Raw genomic sequence first — 15,413 nt, forward strand, 5'->3', positions numbered from 1 at the left:
GCGGTGGCCGGCCCGTCCCCGCACAGTGCGGCCTGCGGAACGCGGACACGCGGGATTCCGGGGCTGATTCATTCTTTCGGGCAAGTGCCCCGGTCATGGCGAGGTGGCGTGGGGCGGTGTCAGGGGAGGTATCCGGTCCTGTCCGCGTCGGTGATCGGCCGGATCACGCGGGCCGGGACTCCGGCGGCCATCACGCCGTCGGGTACGGACCTGGTGACGACGCTGCCCGCCCCGATGACGACGTCACGGCCGACGGAGACTCCGGGGTTGATGGTGACGCCGCCGCCGATCCACGTGTTGTCGCCGACCGAGACCGGACGTGCGTAGCAGCCGCCGGCCACCCGCTCGGCGGGGTCGAGAGCGTGGTTGCTGGTGTAGACCGACACCCTGGGTCCGAACAGGACGTTGTCGCCGATGGTGATGGCGCCGCCGTCGAGCAGGACGCAGTCGAAGTTGGCGTAGAAGTTCTCGCCCAGCGTGATGTTGGAGCCGAACTCGCACCGGAGCGTGGGCTCGAAATGCGCCGCCGTACCGGTCCGCCCGAGCAGGCGCCGCAGGATACTCATCCGCTCCGCCACGGGCTGCCCGAAGCTCCCGTTGTACTCGTCGGTGAGCAGCACCGTCCGTTCCCTCGCCCGGACGAGCTCGTCGAGCAGGTCGTTGTACATCGCGCCGCCCAGCATGCGCGCCCGCAGGCCTTCAGAAATCACGTGCCGGTCGCTCCCTCTCGTGGTGTGTCCACCGAGCGTATGGAGTCGGGCCCTCCCCGTGCTTCATCCGTCAGCCGTCGTCTCCGCATGCGGGAGTCCTACCAGGCTTCCTGGGTCTCGAAGTACCGCCGCCAGAAGCCGAGTTTGCGCCGGGACGCCACCCGCGTCGGCCCGTAGTGCTCGCCGACCTCCATCACGGTCGGCGAACCGGGGCTGTAGGCGGGCCAGTTGGGCAGACCAGGGCCGTTCGGGTCGCCGTCGGTGATGTAGTTCGCCAGGTAGGAGGACATGGGGTCGGCGATCTCGCGGTCCTGGTCGGTCCACCCCTGGGCGGCCGGGTGGAGGTTGCCGAAGAAGTAGACGATCTCGGAGCCGTGGTAGGCGCCGCGGATGTCGTGGTCGGGGCCCGGCGGGCGGTGCGTCCAGAAGTACGTGTAGACCGGCCGGTCGGCGCCCTTCGTCCACTCGGTGCCCCACAGGTACGTCGAGACCCGGGAGTTGTCGCGGACCGCGTCATTGCTCGCCAGGGCGGCCTCGTCGTCCGTGGTCGCGGGGTAGAGCCGCAGGAACTCGTCGGCCATCGTGCCGAACTTCCGCCGCGCGGCGCCGACGTGGTCGTCCAGGGTGACGTGGACGGGGGGTGCGCCGGGGCGGTCCGGGTAACCCGTCCGGCGCCAGTACTCGAAGGCGGTCTCGGGCACGGCCCCGCTCTCGTCGAGATTGTTGCCGGCCAGGTACCAGACGTTGTTCTGGGCGCGGGCGTCGTAGGTCGCCCGATAGCCGGCCGGCAGCACCCAGCCGTCGACGACCGGCCGGAACAGCGGTGGTTTCGCCACGGACTTCGTGTCGATCGACTCGTCCTTGAGCGAGGCGCCGTCCGTGAGGTCCTGCCAGGGCAGGGCGTGCAGTTGCCTGAGCGTGGTCGCGCCCTTCGTCGCGCCGTAGGCGGGGCCCTGCTTAGCCCGGGATGGGCCGCCATCCCGGTGGGGGAGGCGTGGACGAGTCCGTCGGCCCGTGATGTCAGCGCCGGGAGGCCGGCCGTGTCGGCGGCTGACGCCCGGCCGTCCCCGAAACGCCGGTTCAGGGACGCGGCGAGTGCCACCGCCCGGTCCGTCAACGGGTCGAGAATCGCCAGGCGTTGGGCGCCCCGGGCGAGCAGCGCGTGCGCGACGGCCGCTCCCGCTCCTCCGGCGCCGAGCTGCACGACCCGTTCCAGCCGGGCGTCCGGCAGCTCCCGGTCGAAAGAGGCGGCGAAGCCGGTGACGTCGGTGTTGTGGCCCACCGCGCGACCGCTCGCGCCCCGGCCCTCGAAGACTACCGTGTTGACCGCTCCCACCGCCTCGGCCTGCGGGGAGAGTTCGTCGAGGTGCTCGATGACGAGTTGCTTACAGGGGGGTGATGTTGAAGCCGCGGAACCCCATCTGCCGTGCGGAGCCGACCAGTTCGCCGAGCGTGCCGGGCGCTCCACCGAGGCCGTCGATGTCGATCAGGCGGTAGAGGTAGCGCAGCCCCTGCCGGTCCGCCTCCCGCTCGTGCAGCCCCGGACTGAGCGAGGTGCCGATGCCGGAGCCGATCAGGCCGATGAGGTACGAGTCCCAGGCCGCCCGCCGGGGCGCCGCCTGGCCCCCGTTCACAGGCCCAGATAGATCTGGCGGACCCGTGCGTCCCGGCTGAGTTCCTCGGACGTACCCGTCATCGCCACGCCGCCGTTCTCCATGACCAGGCAGTGGCTGGTCGCGCCGAAGGTGAGTTTGGCGTTCTGCTCCACGAGGAGCAGGCTCAGCCCCTCCTCCCGCAGCCGTCGCAGGTTGTCGAGGATGAAGCCGACGAGGATGGGGGACAGGCCCATCGAGGGTTCGTCGAGGAGAAGGACGCGCGGTCTGGTCATCAGGGCGCGGCCGATCGCCAGCATCTGCTGCTGCCCGCCGGACAGTGCCCCCGCCAGCCGGCCGCTCATCTCCCGCAGCACGGGGAAGAGTTCGTACACCTCCTCCAGGGTTGCCCTGGTCTCGGCGTCCCAGCGCCGCGCGTACGCGCCGAGCAGCAGGTTCTTCTCCACGGGCAGGCCGGGAAAGACATGGCGGCCCTCCGGGACGTAGCCGATGCCGTGCCGCACCATGTCCCGGGCCCGCACCATGGTGAGGTCCCGCTCGCCCAGCGTGACACGGCCGCCGCTGCGGGGCACCAGGCCCGTCAGGGCCTTGAGCGTGGAGGTCTTGCCCGCTCCGTTGGCGCCGATGACACCGACCGAGTCACCCGGGGCCACGCTGAAGCTGATGGAGCGGACGGCGCAGACCCCGCCGAAGTGGACGGAGAGTTCCTCGACGGCGAGCGTGCCGCCGGACTCGGTGCGGGCGGGGGCGAACAGCGCTTTCATCGGGTGGTCTCCTTACGGGTCGGGGCCGCGTCCCCCACCGGTGCGGCCGGGGGTACGTCCGCCAGTACGGAGTCGCCGAGGTACGCCTCGATCACCTCGGGGGTCGCCACCACCTCGGCCGGGGTGCCCTCGGCGATGACCGCGCCGCCGGAGAGCACCGTGACCCGCTCGCACAGGGACATGACCAGGCCCATGTTGTGCTCGATGAGGACCACCGTCGTGCCGCTGTCGCGGATCGGGCGGACGATGCGGGCGAGTTGTTGCATCTCCTCGCCGTTCAGTCCCGCGGCCGGTTCGTCCAGGAGCAGCAGACGGGGGCGGGAGGCCATGGCGCGGGCGATCTCGATCCGGCGCTGGATGCCGTAGGGGAGCGATCCGGGCGCCGCCCCCGCGTAGTCGGCCAGCCCGAACCGGTCCAGCAACTCCTGTGCCTCCTGGCGCAGTTGTCGTTCCTGAGCGATGACTCCCGGCTGCCAGAGCGCGTAGCGCCAGATGGCGTGCGTGCGGGTGCGGTCGAGGGCGACGAGGATGTTCTCCCGGACCGTCAACAGGTCGAACAGGCGCAGGTTCTGGAACGTCCGGGCGATCCCGAGGTGGGACAGCGCGTAGGGGCGGGCCGTGGTGGTGGTGCGGCGCGCGGGGTGGCCGTCGCCGAGGGCAAGGTCTTCACCATCTCGGGCGCCAACATCGTCTACGCCCTTGACCGCCGGACCGGTGCCGTCGTCTGGCGGAAATCGCTGATCGTCGAGGACAACGGCGGCGACGACGGCTGCGACAACGACAGCGGGCAGTGCGGCGGCAACAGCGGCGGACTCGCGGGCGCGGTCGTCCACTTCGACGGCATGATCTACGTCGGCACCGAGGGGTCCACGGCCGGGGCGCGGGGCCGCGGCTACGCGCTCGACGCGAGGACGGGCGCCGTCGTATGGACCTTCTGGGGACCGCCGGGACCCGGCGAGTTCGGACACGACACCTGGGACGGCGACTCCTGGAAGACCGGCGGCGCCGTGCCCTGGATCCACCCCGCCGTCGACCCCGAACTGGGCCTGGTCTACTGGACGTTCGGCAACCCCTATCCCCGGACGGACGGTTCGTCCCGGGCCGGTGACAACCTCTTCGCCAACTCGATCGTGGCCATCGACGCCAAGACCGGGAAGCAGCGCTGGCACTTCCAGTCCGTGCACCACGACATCTGGGACGCCGACAACGTCATGGCGCCCGTCCTCGCCGACCTCCTCATCGACGGCAGGAGGCGCAAGGTCGTCGTCTACGGGTCGAAGACCTGCTGGTTCTACATCCTCGACCGGCGCACCGGAGAGGCCGTCCACGGGCTGGAGGAACGGGAGGTCCCCCAGCACACGGCCCAGAAGACCGCGCCCACCCAGCCGTTCCCGGGCGGCGAACCCTTCACGGACCCCTTCCCCCGCCTGGACAGCACGACCAGGCCGGTGCCGTTCTACCCGGTCGGCGGGCTGTACTCGGTCTTCTGGGACCGGGCCACCATCCTCTTCCCGGGCGCGGGCGGCGGCGGGGACTGGGCCTTCCCGTCCTTCAGCCCGAAGACCGGCTACGTCTACATCGGCTACGGCCTGGTCGACTCCTCCTACTCCAACACCCGCGGAGGGCGCGTCAACACCGCCCGTCCGCTGGGCGAGTTGTTCGGCGGCGGCCTGGTCGCGATGGACCCGCGCACCAACACGGTCGCCTGGCGCAAGGAGGGCGACTGGTCCCTCGCCCACGGCAACAGCATCCTCACCACCGCGGGCCGGCTCCTCTTCCAGGGGCGCCCCGACGGAGTGCTCGAAGCGATGGACGACACCGACGGCACCACCCTGTGGACCTGGCAGTGCGACGCCGGGGTCAATACCATCCCGGTCAGCTACGAGATCGACGGCGAACAGTACGTCGCCGTGCTCGCCGGCGGGAACGGCCTGCCCTTCCCCGACATCCCGCGAGGCGACCACCTGTGGGCGTTCAAGCTGGGCGGCACCGTCGCCCAGGTGCCCGCACCCACCCCACCCGCGCGCGCAACCAGATCCGCACCGCGGCCGTGACCGGCGCGGCGGCGAACAACACCGTCACCCTGGGCCGGATCTGGAACGCCGCCGCCGGGGCCCCTGGAGCGGTCGAGAACTCGGTCGCCCAGAACGCGATGTCACCCCAGCACCTCACCGTGCCGGCCGGCACCACCGTCACCTTCTCCAACCCGGCGGACAACCAACTGGCGCACGGCGCGGCGGCGTTCTTCGACGCGGAGTTCGACACGGGCCTGCTGATGCCGGGCCAGTCGTACACGTACACCTTCGGCCCGCCGGGCGAGTACTTCTACAACGACCCGGCCTTCCCCCAGTCCACCGGCAAGATCGTCGTCCGGTGAGGGCGGTGAGGCCGGTGAGCCAAGCGAGAGGACGGATCACCATGGCGGCGAAACCCCGTACGACCATGTCCGTACTGGCCGCGGTCCTCGCCACCGCACTCGTCGCCCTGGCCGCCTTCCTGGGCGCCCACCAGCAGGCGTCCGCGAGCGGCGCCGACAGGTCCGGCGGAGCCCGCGAACTCGGCGATCCCGACTACGGCGTCTGCCGGGGCACCAGCCGCGCCTGCTACCACGACTGGGGCAACTTCACCCCGGCGACGGACGGTTACCGGGTCCTCCTCTACACCCGCACCGCCGGTCCCCGCCACGCGAACCTCGGCACGGGACTCAACCCGGCCCTCGTGGACGCCAACGTCGTGCAGAACGCTCTCGTGAAGATGGGCAGGGACAACGGCTTCACCGTCGACTGGACCGAGGACGTCACCCAACTCGCCACACCGGCGCGGCTCTTCAACTACAACGCGGTCGTCTTCTACTCCACCAGCAGGGACACCCTCGACGACGCCGGTCAGACCGCACTGCGCCAGTACGTCCGCGGCGGCGGGGGCTTCGGCGGCATCCACAACGCCTTCGGCACGGAGTACAACTGGCCCTGGTACGAGGGTCTGCTGGGCGGCGCGAACTTCTACGACCACGGTCCGAACCAGCCCGGGACGGTCGTCACCCAGAACCGTCACGACGCCTCCACCAAGGACCTCCCGGCCCGCTGGACCTTCACCGACGAGTGGTACAACCTCGTCCCCGCCCCCTCCGACGTCCGCGTCCTGGCCACCGTCGACACCTCGACCCTCGCCGAGGGGGTCACCGGCAACCAGCATCACCCCGGTCACGGCAGGAATCAGCCGGTCGCCTGGTGCCAGTACTACGACGGGGGGCGCGCCTGGCTGACCACGCTGGGCCATGACGCCAAGGACTTCTCGACCGACGGTTCCTTCCCGGGAGCGGCCCAGTTCCAGAAGCTGGTCCTCGGCGGGATCGAGTCCGCGATGGGCAGCCGGCCCTTCTGCGCGTCGCCCTGAGAACGGGTGCCGCCGCGCCCACCGTGGGGGTGGCGGACGCGGCCGAACCCGGTGCGCGAGGTGCCGGGTCAGGGCTGGAGCGGCATCGTCCAGCAGTTGGAGGAGGCCGACTTGCCGGCGAGGCGGTCGGTCAGCCACGAGATGGCGTCGCCCTGGTCGGTGATGAGAGGCACCAGATGGTTGGTGAGGATCTTGTCGCCGAGATTGGGCAGGTTGATGGCGTCGTAGGTGACGTCGGCACCCTTGCGGCACCAGTCGACGGCCAACTGCCGGGCCTGCGCGTGGGGAACGATGTCGTCCTGGACGCCGGTGGCCAGCCGCACCGGGCCCGCGGGTTTGAGGGTGCCGATCCGCTGCTTGTCCAGGGCGGCCTTCGCGCGGGGGTCGGCGGCGATGACGGCCCCGATGGACCGGCCGTCGTTGGTCCACTTCTCGCTCTTGGTGAAGCCGTAGCCGAACAGCGCGTCGCCGACGCACATGGTCGACGCGTCCGCCAGGGCGGCCTTCCCGGCGGCGTTGATGTTCGCGTCGACGACCGCGCGCAGGTCGGGGTCGGCCTGCGCGAACCCGCTGATCGACCAGGCCAGCGCGCCGGCCAGCGCACTGCCGTCGATGCCCTTCATGACCGAGGTGAGGTCGGCCGGGGGCGCGCCCGAGTAGGTTCCGGCCAGCGGGACGTCGGGGGCGTAGGAGGGCTGGAGTTCCGCGGCGGCCGCGCTGGCGCCACCGCCCTGGCTGTAGCCGTACAGGCCGGTGCGGGACGCCGCGGTGACCGTAGCGCCGGGGACGGAGCGGGCGGCTCGGGCGGCGTCCAGCAGGGCGTGTGCCTGGTCGAGCCGGTTGACGTACGTGTGCAGGCGGTCGGTGGTGCCCAGGCCGACGTAGTCGGTGACGACGACCGCGGCACCGGTGGCCAGGATCCGGTAGATCGCCAGGGCCTCGTAACCCACCGACACCGTCTCGCCGTTGAGGGTCAGCGGGTGTTGGAGGGTGAAGGACGGCGCGCACTGGTCGCCCTGGCCCACGGTGCCCGAGGCCAGCGCGACCAGGGGGCGCGGTCCGGTGCCCTTCCAGGCGGCCGAGGGCTCGATGTAGGCGCCGGTCACGGCTACGGGCAGCCCGGCGGAGTCGGTCGATCTGTACATCAGGCGGGTCGCGGTGCCCGGCATCGGACGGCCGTCGAGGCCGGGGATGCTCAGCCCTAGCGGCAGGGGCTCGGTCCGGATCAACGCGCCGTTGGCGGCGGGCAGTTCGGCCGGGGGGTTGTAGAACACCGGGATGGTGACCCCGCGCGAGACGACGGGCCGCGTCGGGTCCGCGGCGGCCTGGCTCGCGCACAGGCCCACGCAGACGGCACCGGCGACGACGCCCGCCAGCAGGCGGAGTCCGGTGGGGGAGGCGGGGCGGGTGGCCGGAGTCGCCGGATGCGGGGCGGTCGTCGCCGAGAGAGTGGAAGGGGTGCTCTTGCGGCTCATGGGTTCGTTCCTCGCTCGTCGGTCGGATGTTCGTGTCGAGGCCATCGGCGGGGCGGCGTCCATCGCCCGTCCGGTGGCGGCGGTGCTGGTCATGGGTGGGGCGCACGTACCGGTCGTGCCGTGGACCGGCGCACCGTCGAGGGCGCGGACGCCGTGGTGGCCCGTCAGGTGTCCTGCCTGGAGGCGCACCGGTCCCATGGGGGCTCCACCCGAGGCAAAACATGGCGCGTGCATGCCAAACGAGGCCCGGGGCGTTGGGGTTACCCGCGGGTTACTTACTTCACGGTAAGTCTGGGTGTCACTCAGTGACAAGACGTCTGCGTGAGTCATTTCCGAACCGCTCGCTATGCTGCGGTGGCCGGCGGCGGAGGGTGGTGGAGCGAGGGTGCGCGAGGCGCCGTCCGTGGAACCGGGGCAGTTGACGAGCGTGGACGCCGCGCCGTCGCTCGCCCAGCGGCGCAAGGCGGCACTCCGTCTGGACATCGCCCGGGAGGCTGTCCGCCTCTTCGCCGCACAGGGCGTCACCGGTACGACGGGGGAGCAGATCGCGCGGGCCGTGGGGATCTCCGCCCGCACGCTGTGGCGCTATTTCCCGACCAAGGAGAGCTGCGTACTGCCCCTGCTCGCGGTGGGGCTCGACTTCGCCATGGAGCGCTTGCGTCACTGGCCTCCGGAGGCGAGCCTGCTGGACTTCTTCACGAACTCCTGCCGGCACGGCGAGCTGCCTCCCGCCACCCCGGCGATCCTCGACCTGATCCGCATGACGTCCACCGACCCGGCGTTGCGTGCCGTCTGGCTCCAGGCCCACGACGACGCGCTGCCCGTCCTCGGCGAGCTCCTCGCCCAGCGGTCCGGCGGCGACGCGGACGACCTGCGGGTGCGGGTGCACGCGGCCACCATCAACGGCGCCCTGCGTGCGGCGGCGGAGGAGTTCGCCCGGCGGTACGCGGACGACCCCGAGGCCTCGGGCGGCGAAATCGTCACCTGCCTCGTCGCGGCCCTGCGGGCGGCCTCGGAGGGGCTGCCCTACTGAGGTCCGACAGGGGCCGGTGGGGTTCTTCGGGGTGACAACTCCGCGCGGGTCGGGTGACAACTCCGCGGGTCGGGTGACAACTCCGCGCGGGCGAGGACGGAAACACTCGGTCAACCGACCGACCCGTCAGGGAGATACGCGCTGTGCGCCCTTCTCCTCAGCTGCCTCGTGGAACGCGACGACCGCCTCACCGTTGGTCCTCGCCCAGTCGGTGAGCCTCCGGATGGGCTCCTCCAGGGTGCGTCCGAGCTCGGTCAGGCTGTACTCCACGCGTGGTGGCGCCTCGGCGTACGCGCGGCGCTCGATGAGCCCGTTGTCCTGGAGGCGGCGCAGCGTCTGCGTCAGTACCTTGCGCGAGACGCCTCCGATGAGGTCGACCAGTTCACCGTGGCGCAGAGGGCCGTCGCTCAGCGCGAAGAGCGTGACCACGGCCCATTTGCCGGCGATGATCTCGATGGCCAGGCGGGCGGGGCAGTCGGCGAGGAAGACGGTGCCGGGACGAAGGCTCACGAGCTGAAGGGTACCGACAGGTACCTGTCGGCTGCCTGGCGTCGAGGGTATGCAGCGCACCACTTCGAAGGGCGCCGAGGTCGAGCTCGGCGGCCTGCCGCGGTCGAGCGTTCTGGGGTCCAGGGAGGTGACATCCGCCGTGGTGTGGCGGGCGGCATGAAAGTCGTGGGCGGTGCGCGAGTCACGGGCGGTGCGCGCGCCTGGGAAAACGTTTACGCCGTTCCCCGTGCGGTCCGGCTGCACGGGGAACGGCGTAAACGTTTCGTCAGGTCTGTGACCAGGGCGAGGTCAGTGGACGAGACCCCGGCGCGCGATCAGTGAGTCGTGGATTTCGCCCGCTCGGATGGCCGTGGTGGACAGCAGGGTCGAGGTCAGTCCATGGGTGTGCTCGGTGCCGCCCTGGAGGTAGATGCCCGCCGTGACCTCCGGCGCGACCTCCACGCGGTGGTCGCGGCCGACCCGGACGGCGTCGCCGTCGTCCCGCAGGCAGTACTTGGACGAGTCGCCCAGCAGGGTGCCGATGTCCTGGGAGCGGTAGCCGGTGGCGTGGACCAGGAGGTCCGCGTCGAGGGTCTCCCGCTCGCCGGTCGGCAGGAACTCCACCGTGACACCGAGCCGTTCGTCCAGGACGTCCACCTGCCGGATGCGCGAGACGTTGAGGAAACGCAACCGCTCGCGGCCCTGCACCTTCTCGCGGTACGCGGTCGCGTACAGGGCCTCGATGAGATCCATGTCGACGACCGAGTAGTTGGTGGAGCGGTGGTAGTCGACCAGCGACTGCTTCACCTCGGACGGCGCCCGGAAGTAGACGTCGACCGCCTCCGGGTCGAAGATCCGGTTGGCGAAGGGGCTGTCGTCCGCGGGTGTGTAGCCGTACTTGGCGAACACCGCGCAGATCTCGGCGTCGGGGAAGGAGCGGTGGAGGTAGTCCACCGCCTCGGCCGCGCTCTGGCCCGCACCGAGGACGACCACCCTGCGTACGGGGGCGCCCGAGGCCAGTACCTCGGCGACTCGCGGGATCAACTGGCTGTTGTGCCAGACGCGTTCGGAGAGCTCCGTGCCCGGCGGCAGATGGGGTTCGAGGCCGACGGCCACGCTGATGTTGCGCGCCCGGTGGACCACCGTACGGGTCGGGTCGTCCGCGTCACGGCAGGTGACGTCGAGGTGGGAGATCTCGCCGTCCTCGTCACGCACCGTCTCGACGGACAGCACCTCCGAGGAGTAGTCGACCAGGTGTCCCACCCGGGCGGCGGCCCACTCGAAGTAGTCGTGGAACTCGACCCGGAGCGGGAAGAGCGTCTTCTGATTGAGGAAGTCCACCAGTCTGCCCCGTTCCCGCAGATAGCACAGGAAGCTGAAGTCACTGGTCGGATTCCTCATCGTGACGAGGTCTTTGAGGAAGGACACCTGCATGGTCGCGTCGTCGATGAGCATGCCGCGATGCCATCCGAAGCGTGGTTGTCGTTCGAGGAACCGGGCGTTGAGACGCTGGTCCCGCGGAAGTTGTGCGTTGTGCTCCTCAACGGCTATGGCCAGTGCCAGGTTTGACGGTCCGAAACCTATTCCGAGGACATCGTGAATGACATGTGGCCCGCTGTGCGGATTTTCCACCGTTGCATCGCCTCCCTCAGCGCGGCTCATAGTAGATAAGGTAAGGCTTACCTTGCAATAACGCCGTTGAAGGGAAGAACCGCATGCGGGTCGTCATGTTCGGCTATCAGACCTGGGGCCACCGCACGCTGCAGGCGCTTCTGGGCTCCGACCACGAGGTCGTCCTCGTCGTCACCCACCCCAGGAGCGAGCACGCGTACGAGAAGATCTGGGACGACTCGGTCGCCGAACTGGCTGCCAAGCACGGCGTCCCGGTGCTGCTGCGCAACCGTCCCGATGACGCCGAACTGCTCGACGCCCTGCGGGAGGCGGCCCCGGACATCATCGTGGCCAACAACTGGCGGACCTGGCTTCCTCCGGAGATCTTCGACCTGCCGCCGCACGGCACGCTCAACATCCACGACTCGCTGCTGCCCGCCTACGCGGGCTTCTCGCCGATCATCTGGGCCCTCATCAACGGCGAGGAGCGGGTCGGCGTCACCGCGCACCGGATGAACGGCGAACTCGACGCCGGGGACGTGCTGATCCAGCGCTCGGTACCGGTGGGCCCCGCTGACACCGCGACCGACCTGTTCCACCGGACCGTGGACCTGATCACCCCCCTCGTGCGGGAGTCGCTCGACCTGATCGCCGCGGGCGAGGACCGCTGGCAGCCGCAGGACCGTGCTCGCGCCAGTTTCTTCCACAAGCGCTCCATCGAGGACAGCCGGATCGACTGGTCCTGGCCCGCGGAGGACCTGGAACGGCTGGTGCGCGCCCAGTCCGACCCGTACCCCAGCGCCTTCACCCACCATCGTGGCGAGCGGATCCGCATCGTGTCCGCGGCCGTCTCCGAGGCGCGGTACGGCGGCACGCCCGGCCGGATCTTCATCCGGGAGGGCGACGGCGTGGTCGTCGTGGCCGGTGCGGACGCCCGCGGCGGCAAGAGCCGCGGTCTGGTGATACGCCGGGTGCGCACCGAGGACGGCACCGAGCACGCGGCGCAGGACTACTTCCGCACCATGGGCGGCTATCTGACCGCCCGCCCCTGAATGACCCCGCTCGCAAGCCCTGTCGGGGGCGGACCGGCCCGGGGACGTGCCCGGGTCAGTCCGCGTCCGACGGGACCGTGTCGTGATGGCGGCCCATCGGGATCACCAGCGGCGTCCCGCTCACCGGGTCGGTGGTGACCTGGCAGCGCAGCGAGAAGACGTCCTCGACCGTGGCGGCGGTGATCACCTCGGCCGGCGGGCCCTCGGCCACGATGCGCCCGGACTTCATGGCGATGACGTGATCGGCGTACCGGCAGGCTTGGTTGAGGTCGTGCAGCACCATCACCACCGTCCGGTTCTCGCGGCGGTTGAGGTCCGTGATCAGGTCCAGGACGTCGATCTGGTGGGCGAGGTCCAGGTACGTGGTGGGCTCGTCCAGCAGCAGCACGGGCGTGCCCTGGGCGACCGCCATGGCGATCCAGGCACGCTGGCGCTGGCCGCCGGACAACTCGTCCACGGTGCGGTCGGCCAGGTCGGTCAGACCGGTCGACTCCAACGCGCTGTGCACGGCGAGTTCGTCGGCCTTGGACCACTGCCGCCACCAGGTCTGGTGCGGTGAACGGCCCCTGCTCACCAGGTCGATGACGGTCAGCCCCTCCGGCGCCACCGGCGTCTGCGGCAGGATGCCGAGCTGCTGGGCCAGTTCGCGGGCGGGTATGGAGCGCAGCGCCTTGCCGTCCAGCTGCACCGAGCCCGCACGAGGGGTCAGCAGCCGGGCCAGCGCACGCAACAGGGTTGACTTGCCACAGGCGTTGGCACCGACGATGGCGGTGATCCGGCCGGGCTGGAGAGCCAGGTCGAGATCCTCGACGACCAGCCGGCTGTCGTACGCCAGATGCAGACCGCTCGCCTGCAGGTCGGGCCCCGGGGACGGGACGACCGGGGAACCGGACTCCTTGCCGGTGCCGGGCGCGGAACCCGTGCCGGGCGCGGAGCCCGCGTCGGGGCGGGGAGCCTGGCCAGGGGTGGTGGTCGTCATGGGTCAGCCTCCTGTGCCCGCGCGGTTGGCGCGGATGAGCAGCCAGAGCAGCACCGGCGCGCCGAGGACGCCGGTGACGATACCGACCGGCAACTCGGTGCCGGAGATCGCTTCACGTGCGATGAGATCGGAGCCGAGGACGACCAGCGCGCCGGTCAGACCCGAGGCGAGCGGCGGTGGCGAGGCGGCGCCGACCAGCCGCTGCGCGATCTGCGGGGCGGCCAGCGCCACGAAGGCGACCGGTCCCGCCGCCGCCGTACCGAAGGCGATCAGACCCACGCCGGTCAGCATCAGGGCCAGCCGGACCGGCTGTACGGGGGTGCCGAGTCCGGTGGCCACGTCGTCGCCGAGTTGCAGGGTGCGCATCCAGCGGCCGAATCCCAGGGCCACGGGTACCAGAACGGCCATGGCGACGGCGAGCGTGGAGACCTGGTGCCACGTACGGCCGTTGAGATTGCCGACGAGCCAGCCGACGGCGGCCTGTGCCTCGAACTGCTGACCGCGCGCGAGCAGGAAGTCGGTGGCGCTGGTGCAGATCCAGGACACGCCGATGCCGACCAGGATGATGCGGTAGCCGGTGGCGCCGTGCTTCCAGGCCAGCGCGTAGACGACGAGAGCCGTGGCCAGTGCGCCGAGCAGACCGAGTCCCTGGGTGCCGAGGCCGCCGTCCCAGCCGAGCACGATGCCCGCCACAACGGCCGTACCGGCGCCCTGCGTCAGGCCGATCATGTCCGGACTGGCCAGCGGATTACGGGTGATGGTCTGGAACAGCGCCCCGGAGATCCCGAAGGCGATGCCGACCAGCAGGCCGGTCAGGGCGCGCGGCAGCCGCAGGTCCTGCACGACGAGGACCGTCGCCGGATCGCCCGAACCGGCCAGCGCCTTGACCACCTCGGGCAGGGTGATCGGATAGTCGCCGATCGTGACGCCCCAGCAGAACAGCAGGAACACCCCGGCGGTCAGGGCCACGGAGACGAGCAGCAACCGCGGCCGCAGTACCCCGGACACGGGCGGTGCGGTGAGCCGGAAGGGTCTGCGGTCCCAGGGCGTACGGGGGCGGCGCGCGCCGGAGTCGGTGCGTACGGGTGCGGACACGCTCAGACCTCCGCGAGCTTGCGTCGGCGGACCAGGGCGATGAAGAACGGGCCGCCGACGAAGGCGACGAGCACCCCGGCGTGGATCTCCACGGGCCGGTCCACCACGCGTCCGAGGATGTCGGCGGTGAGCAGCAGGCAGGGTGCCAGGGCCGCGGAGAGAGGCAGCAGCCACCGGTTGTCGGGGCCGAGCCCGGCCCGTTGGGCGAGGATCCGCGCGAGGTGCGGGACGACGAGGCCGAGGAAGACGACCGGCCCGATGACTGCGACGGACGCGCCGGTCAGCAGCATGACGGCGGTGACGCCCTGGAGCCGTACGAGACCGAGCCGCCGCCCCAGCGAGGCGGCCACGTCGTCGCCCAGGGCCAGGCTGTTGAGGGCCGGCGCGCTGGCGATGGCGAGCACCGCTCCCACGGCGATGAAGGGCAGGATGCGGGTGATCACGTCGCTGTCGGGGGTGGCGAGCGAGCCGGCCGACCAGAAGCGGTAGCGGTTGAGGGCGTCGGGGTCGGTGAGCACGACGGCGCTGGTCAGTGACGAGAGCAGCGAGGTCACCGCGACCCCGGCGAGCGCCAGTTTGACGGGGGTGGCGCCGGAACGCCCCATCCTGCCCAGCATGAAGACCACCACGCTGGCGATGAGGGCTCCCGCGAACGCGAACCACACGTACCCGTAGAACGATCCGACGCCGAGCACGGCGACGGCGATCACGATGGCGAAGGAGGCGCCCGCGCTGACGCCCAGGATCCCGGGGTCGGCGAGCGGGTTGCGGGTCAGGGCCATCATCAGCGCGCCGGAGAGGCCGAGGGCGGCGCCGGTGGCCAGACCAAGTGCGGTGCGTGGGACGCGTACCGACCAGATCACGTCCTCGACCGTCCGGCTCGGCGGGTGGCCGAAAAGCGCCTGTATGACCTGCGTCGGCGGGAGGCTCAGGGCGCCGAGACCGATCGACAGCAGGCACAGCAGGGCGAGTACGGCGACGATCGAGCCCACGAGCAGGAGGGGCCGCAGCCTTTTCGTCCGGGTCACCGGCCTGACTCCACAACAACGTCCTTAGGTTAGGCAGGCCTTAACTCTAGCGCTCTGAGCTGTCCGGTTCCCCGTGCGGGAAGCGGGGAAGGGTAGGTCGGGGACTACTGGTTAGGTAATCCTTACCTTAATATGGCGACCGGTCGCGGCTCGGTCGAGTCGGTTCCG

15 protein-coding genes and 1 pseudogene are annotated in these 15,413 nt (G+C 70.8%); 5 read left to right on the forward strand and 11 right to left on the reverse strand.

All coding sequences use genetic code 11. The features are described 5' to 3' along the window. Positions 1-119: 119 nt before the first annotated feature. The 5 genes and pseudogenes from ACIP79_RS13160 to ACIP79_RS13180 form a co-directional block, all read right to left on the reverse strand. Positions 120-710 carry a sugar O-acetyltransferase gene (locus ACIP79_RS13160; RefSeq protein WP_401222641.1) on the reverse strand — a complete coding sequence of 197 codons (591 nt, stop codon included), beginning with the start codon at positions 708-710 and terminating at the stop codon, positions 120-122. 98 nt (positions 711-808) lie between these two features. Next, the gene (locus ACIP79_RS13165) at positions 809-1,729 is read right to left on the reverse strand and encodes a carboxylesterase family protein (RefSeq protein ID WP_401222750.1); all 921 of its coding nucleotides are present in this window, start codon (positions 1,727-1,729) and stop codon (positions 809-811) included. Continuing rightward, a pseudogene (locus ACIP79_RS13170) lies at positions 1,669-2,344 on the reverse strand (shikimate dehydrogenase); the annotation flags it as partial. The pseudogene ACIP79_RS13170 and the gene ACIP79_RS13165, both read right to left, overlap by 61 nt. Next, entirely contained in the window at positions 2,341-3,087 is a 747-nt protein-coding gene (locus tag ACIP79_RS13175; protein ID WP_401222642.1) for an ABC transporter ATP-binding protein, read from the reverse strand. The pseudogene ACIP79_RS13170 and the gene ACIP79_RS13175, both read right to left, overlap by 4 nt. Then, positions 3,084-3,635, reverse strand: a complete 552-nt coding sequence (locus ACIP79_RS13180) for an ABC transporter ATP-binding protein (protein ID WP_401222644.1) — start codon at positions 3,633-3,635, stop codon at positions 3,084-3,086. Before ACIP79_RS13180 ends, ACIP79_RS13175 begins: the two co-directional genes overlap by 4 nt. Before the next feature lie 45 nt (positions 3,636-3,680). On the opposite strand from ACIP79_RS13180, the gene ACIP79_RS13185 reads away from it, so the two are divergent. Genes ACIP79_RS13185 through ACIP79_RS13195 form a run of 3 tightly spaced genes read left to right on the forward strand, consistent with a single transcriptional unit; the run spans position 3,681 to position 6,483 of the window. Further along, entirely contained in the window at positions 3,681-5,141 is a 1,461-nt protein-coding gene (locus ACIP79_RS13185) for a PQQ-binding-like beta-propeller repeat protein (protein WP_401222645.1), read from the forward strand. Further along, positions 5,138-5,464 (forward strand): hypothetical protein, encoded by a 327-nt coding sequence (locus tag ACIP79_RS13190; protein WP_401222647.1) that lies wholly within the window; start codon positions 5,138-5,140, stop codon positions 5,462-5,464. The genes ACIP79_RS13185 and ACIP79_RS13190 overlap by 4 nt, the downstream gene beginning before the upstream one ends. Before the next feature lie 41 nt (positions 5,465-5,505). After that, positions 5,506-6,483: a ThuA domain-containing protein gene (locus tag ACIP79_RS13195; RefSeq protein ID WP_401222649.1), complete on the forward strand. Its 978-nt coding sequence runs from the start codon at positions 5,506-5,508 to the stop codon at positions 6,481-6,483. 68 nt (positions 6,484-6,551) lie between these two features. On the opposite strand, the gene ACIP79_RS13200 is transcribed toward ACIP79_RS13195, so the two are convergent. Further along, positions 6,552-7,958 carry a lipase family protein gene (locus ACIP79_RS13200; RefSeq protein ID WP_401222752.1) on the reverse strand — a complete coding sequence of 469 codons (1,407 nt, stop codon included), beginning with the start codon at positions 7,956-7,958 and terminating at the stop codon, positions 6,552-6,554. A gap of 346 nt (positions 7,959-8,304) precedes the next feature. Between ACIP79_RS13200 and ACIP79_RS13205 the strand changes: the two genes are divergently transcribed. Next, a complete protein-coding gene (locus ACIP79_RS13205) occupies positions 8,305-8,991 on the forward strand; it encodes a TetR family transcriptional regulator (RefSeq protein WP_401222651.1) in 687 nt (228 codons plus the stop codon). Between the two features lie 126 nt (positions 8,992-9,117). Here the strand turns inward: ACIP79_RS13205 and ACIP79_RS13210 are convergent, their stop codons facing one another. Beyond that, positions 9,118-9,501 (reverse strand): winged helix-turn-helix transcriptional regulator, encoded by a 384-nt coding sequence (locus ACIP79_RS13210; protein ID WP_401222653.1) that lies wholly within the window; start codon positions 9,499-9,501, stop codon positions 9,118-9,120. 288 nt (positions 9,502-9,789) lie between these two features. After that, positions 9,790-11,142 carry a lysine N(6)-hydroxylase/L-ornithine N(5)-oxygenase family protein gene (locus ACIP79_RS13215; RefSeq protein WP_401222654.1) on the reverse strand — a complete coding sequence of 451 codons (1,353 nt, stop codon included), beginning with the start codon at positions 11,140-11,142 and terminating at the stop codon, positions 9,790-9,792. Positions 11,143-11,195: 53 nt separating this feature from the next. Here ACIP79_RS13215 and ACIP79_RS13220 point away from each other — a divergent pair, with 53 nt between their 5' ends. Next, positions 11,196-12,143 carry a methionyl-tRNA formyltransferase gene (locus tag ACIP79_RS13220; protein ID WP_401222656.1) on the forward strand — a complete coding sequence of 316 codons (948 nt, stop codon included), beginning with the start codon at positions 11,196-11,198 and terminating at the stop codon, positions 12,141-12,143. A gap of 55 nt (positions 12,144-12,198) precedes the next feature. On the opposite strand, the gene ACIP79_RS13225 is transcribed toward ACIP79_RS13220, so the two are convergent. The 3 genes from ACIP79_RS13225 to ACIP79_RS13235 are packed head-to-tail and all read right to left on the reverse strand — an operon-like array spanning position 12,199 to position 15,245. Next, positions 12,199-13,122, reverse strand: a complete 924-nt coding sequence (locus ACIP79_RS13225) for an ABC transporter ATP-binding protein (protein ID WP_401222658.1) — start codon at positions 13,120-13,122, stop codon at positions 12,199-12,201. Between the two features lie 3 nt (positions 13,123-13,125). Next, complete coding sequence (locus ACIP79_RS13230; RefSeq protein ID WP_401222660.1) at positions 13,126-14,217, reverse strand: FecCD family ABC transporter permease; 1,092 nt, start codon at positions 14,215-14,217, stop codon at positions 13,126-13,128. 2 nt (positions 14,218-14,219) lie between these two features. Beyond that, positions 14,220-15,245: a FecCD family ABC transporter permease gene (locus ACIP79_RS13235; RefSeq protein WP_401222661.1), complete on the reverse strand. Its 1,026-nt coding sequence runs from the start codon at positions 15,243-15,245 to the stop codon at positions 14,220-14,222. Between the last annotated feature and the right edge of the window lie 168 nt (positions 15,246-15,413).

This window comes from Streptomyces sp. NPDC088747, from assembly GCF_044751025.1.
Taxonomy (GTDB): domain Bacteria; phylum Actinomycetota; class Actinomycetes; order Streptomycetales; family Streptomycetaceae; genus Streptomyces.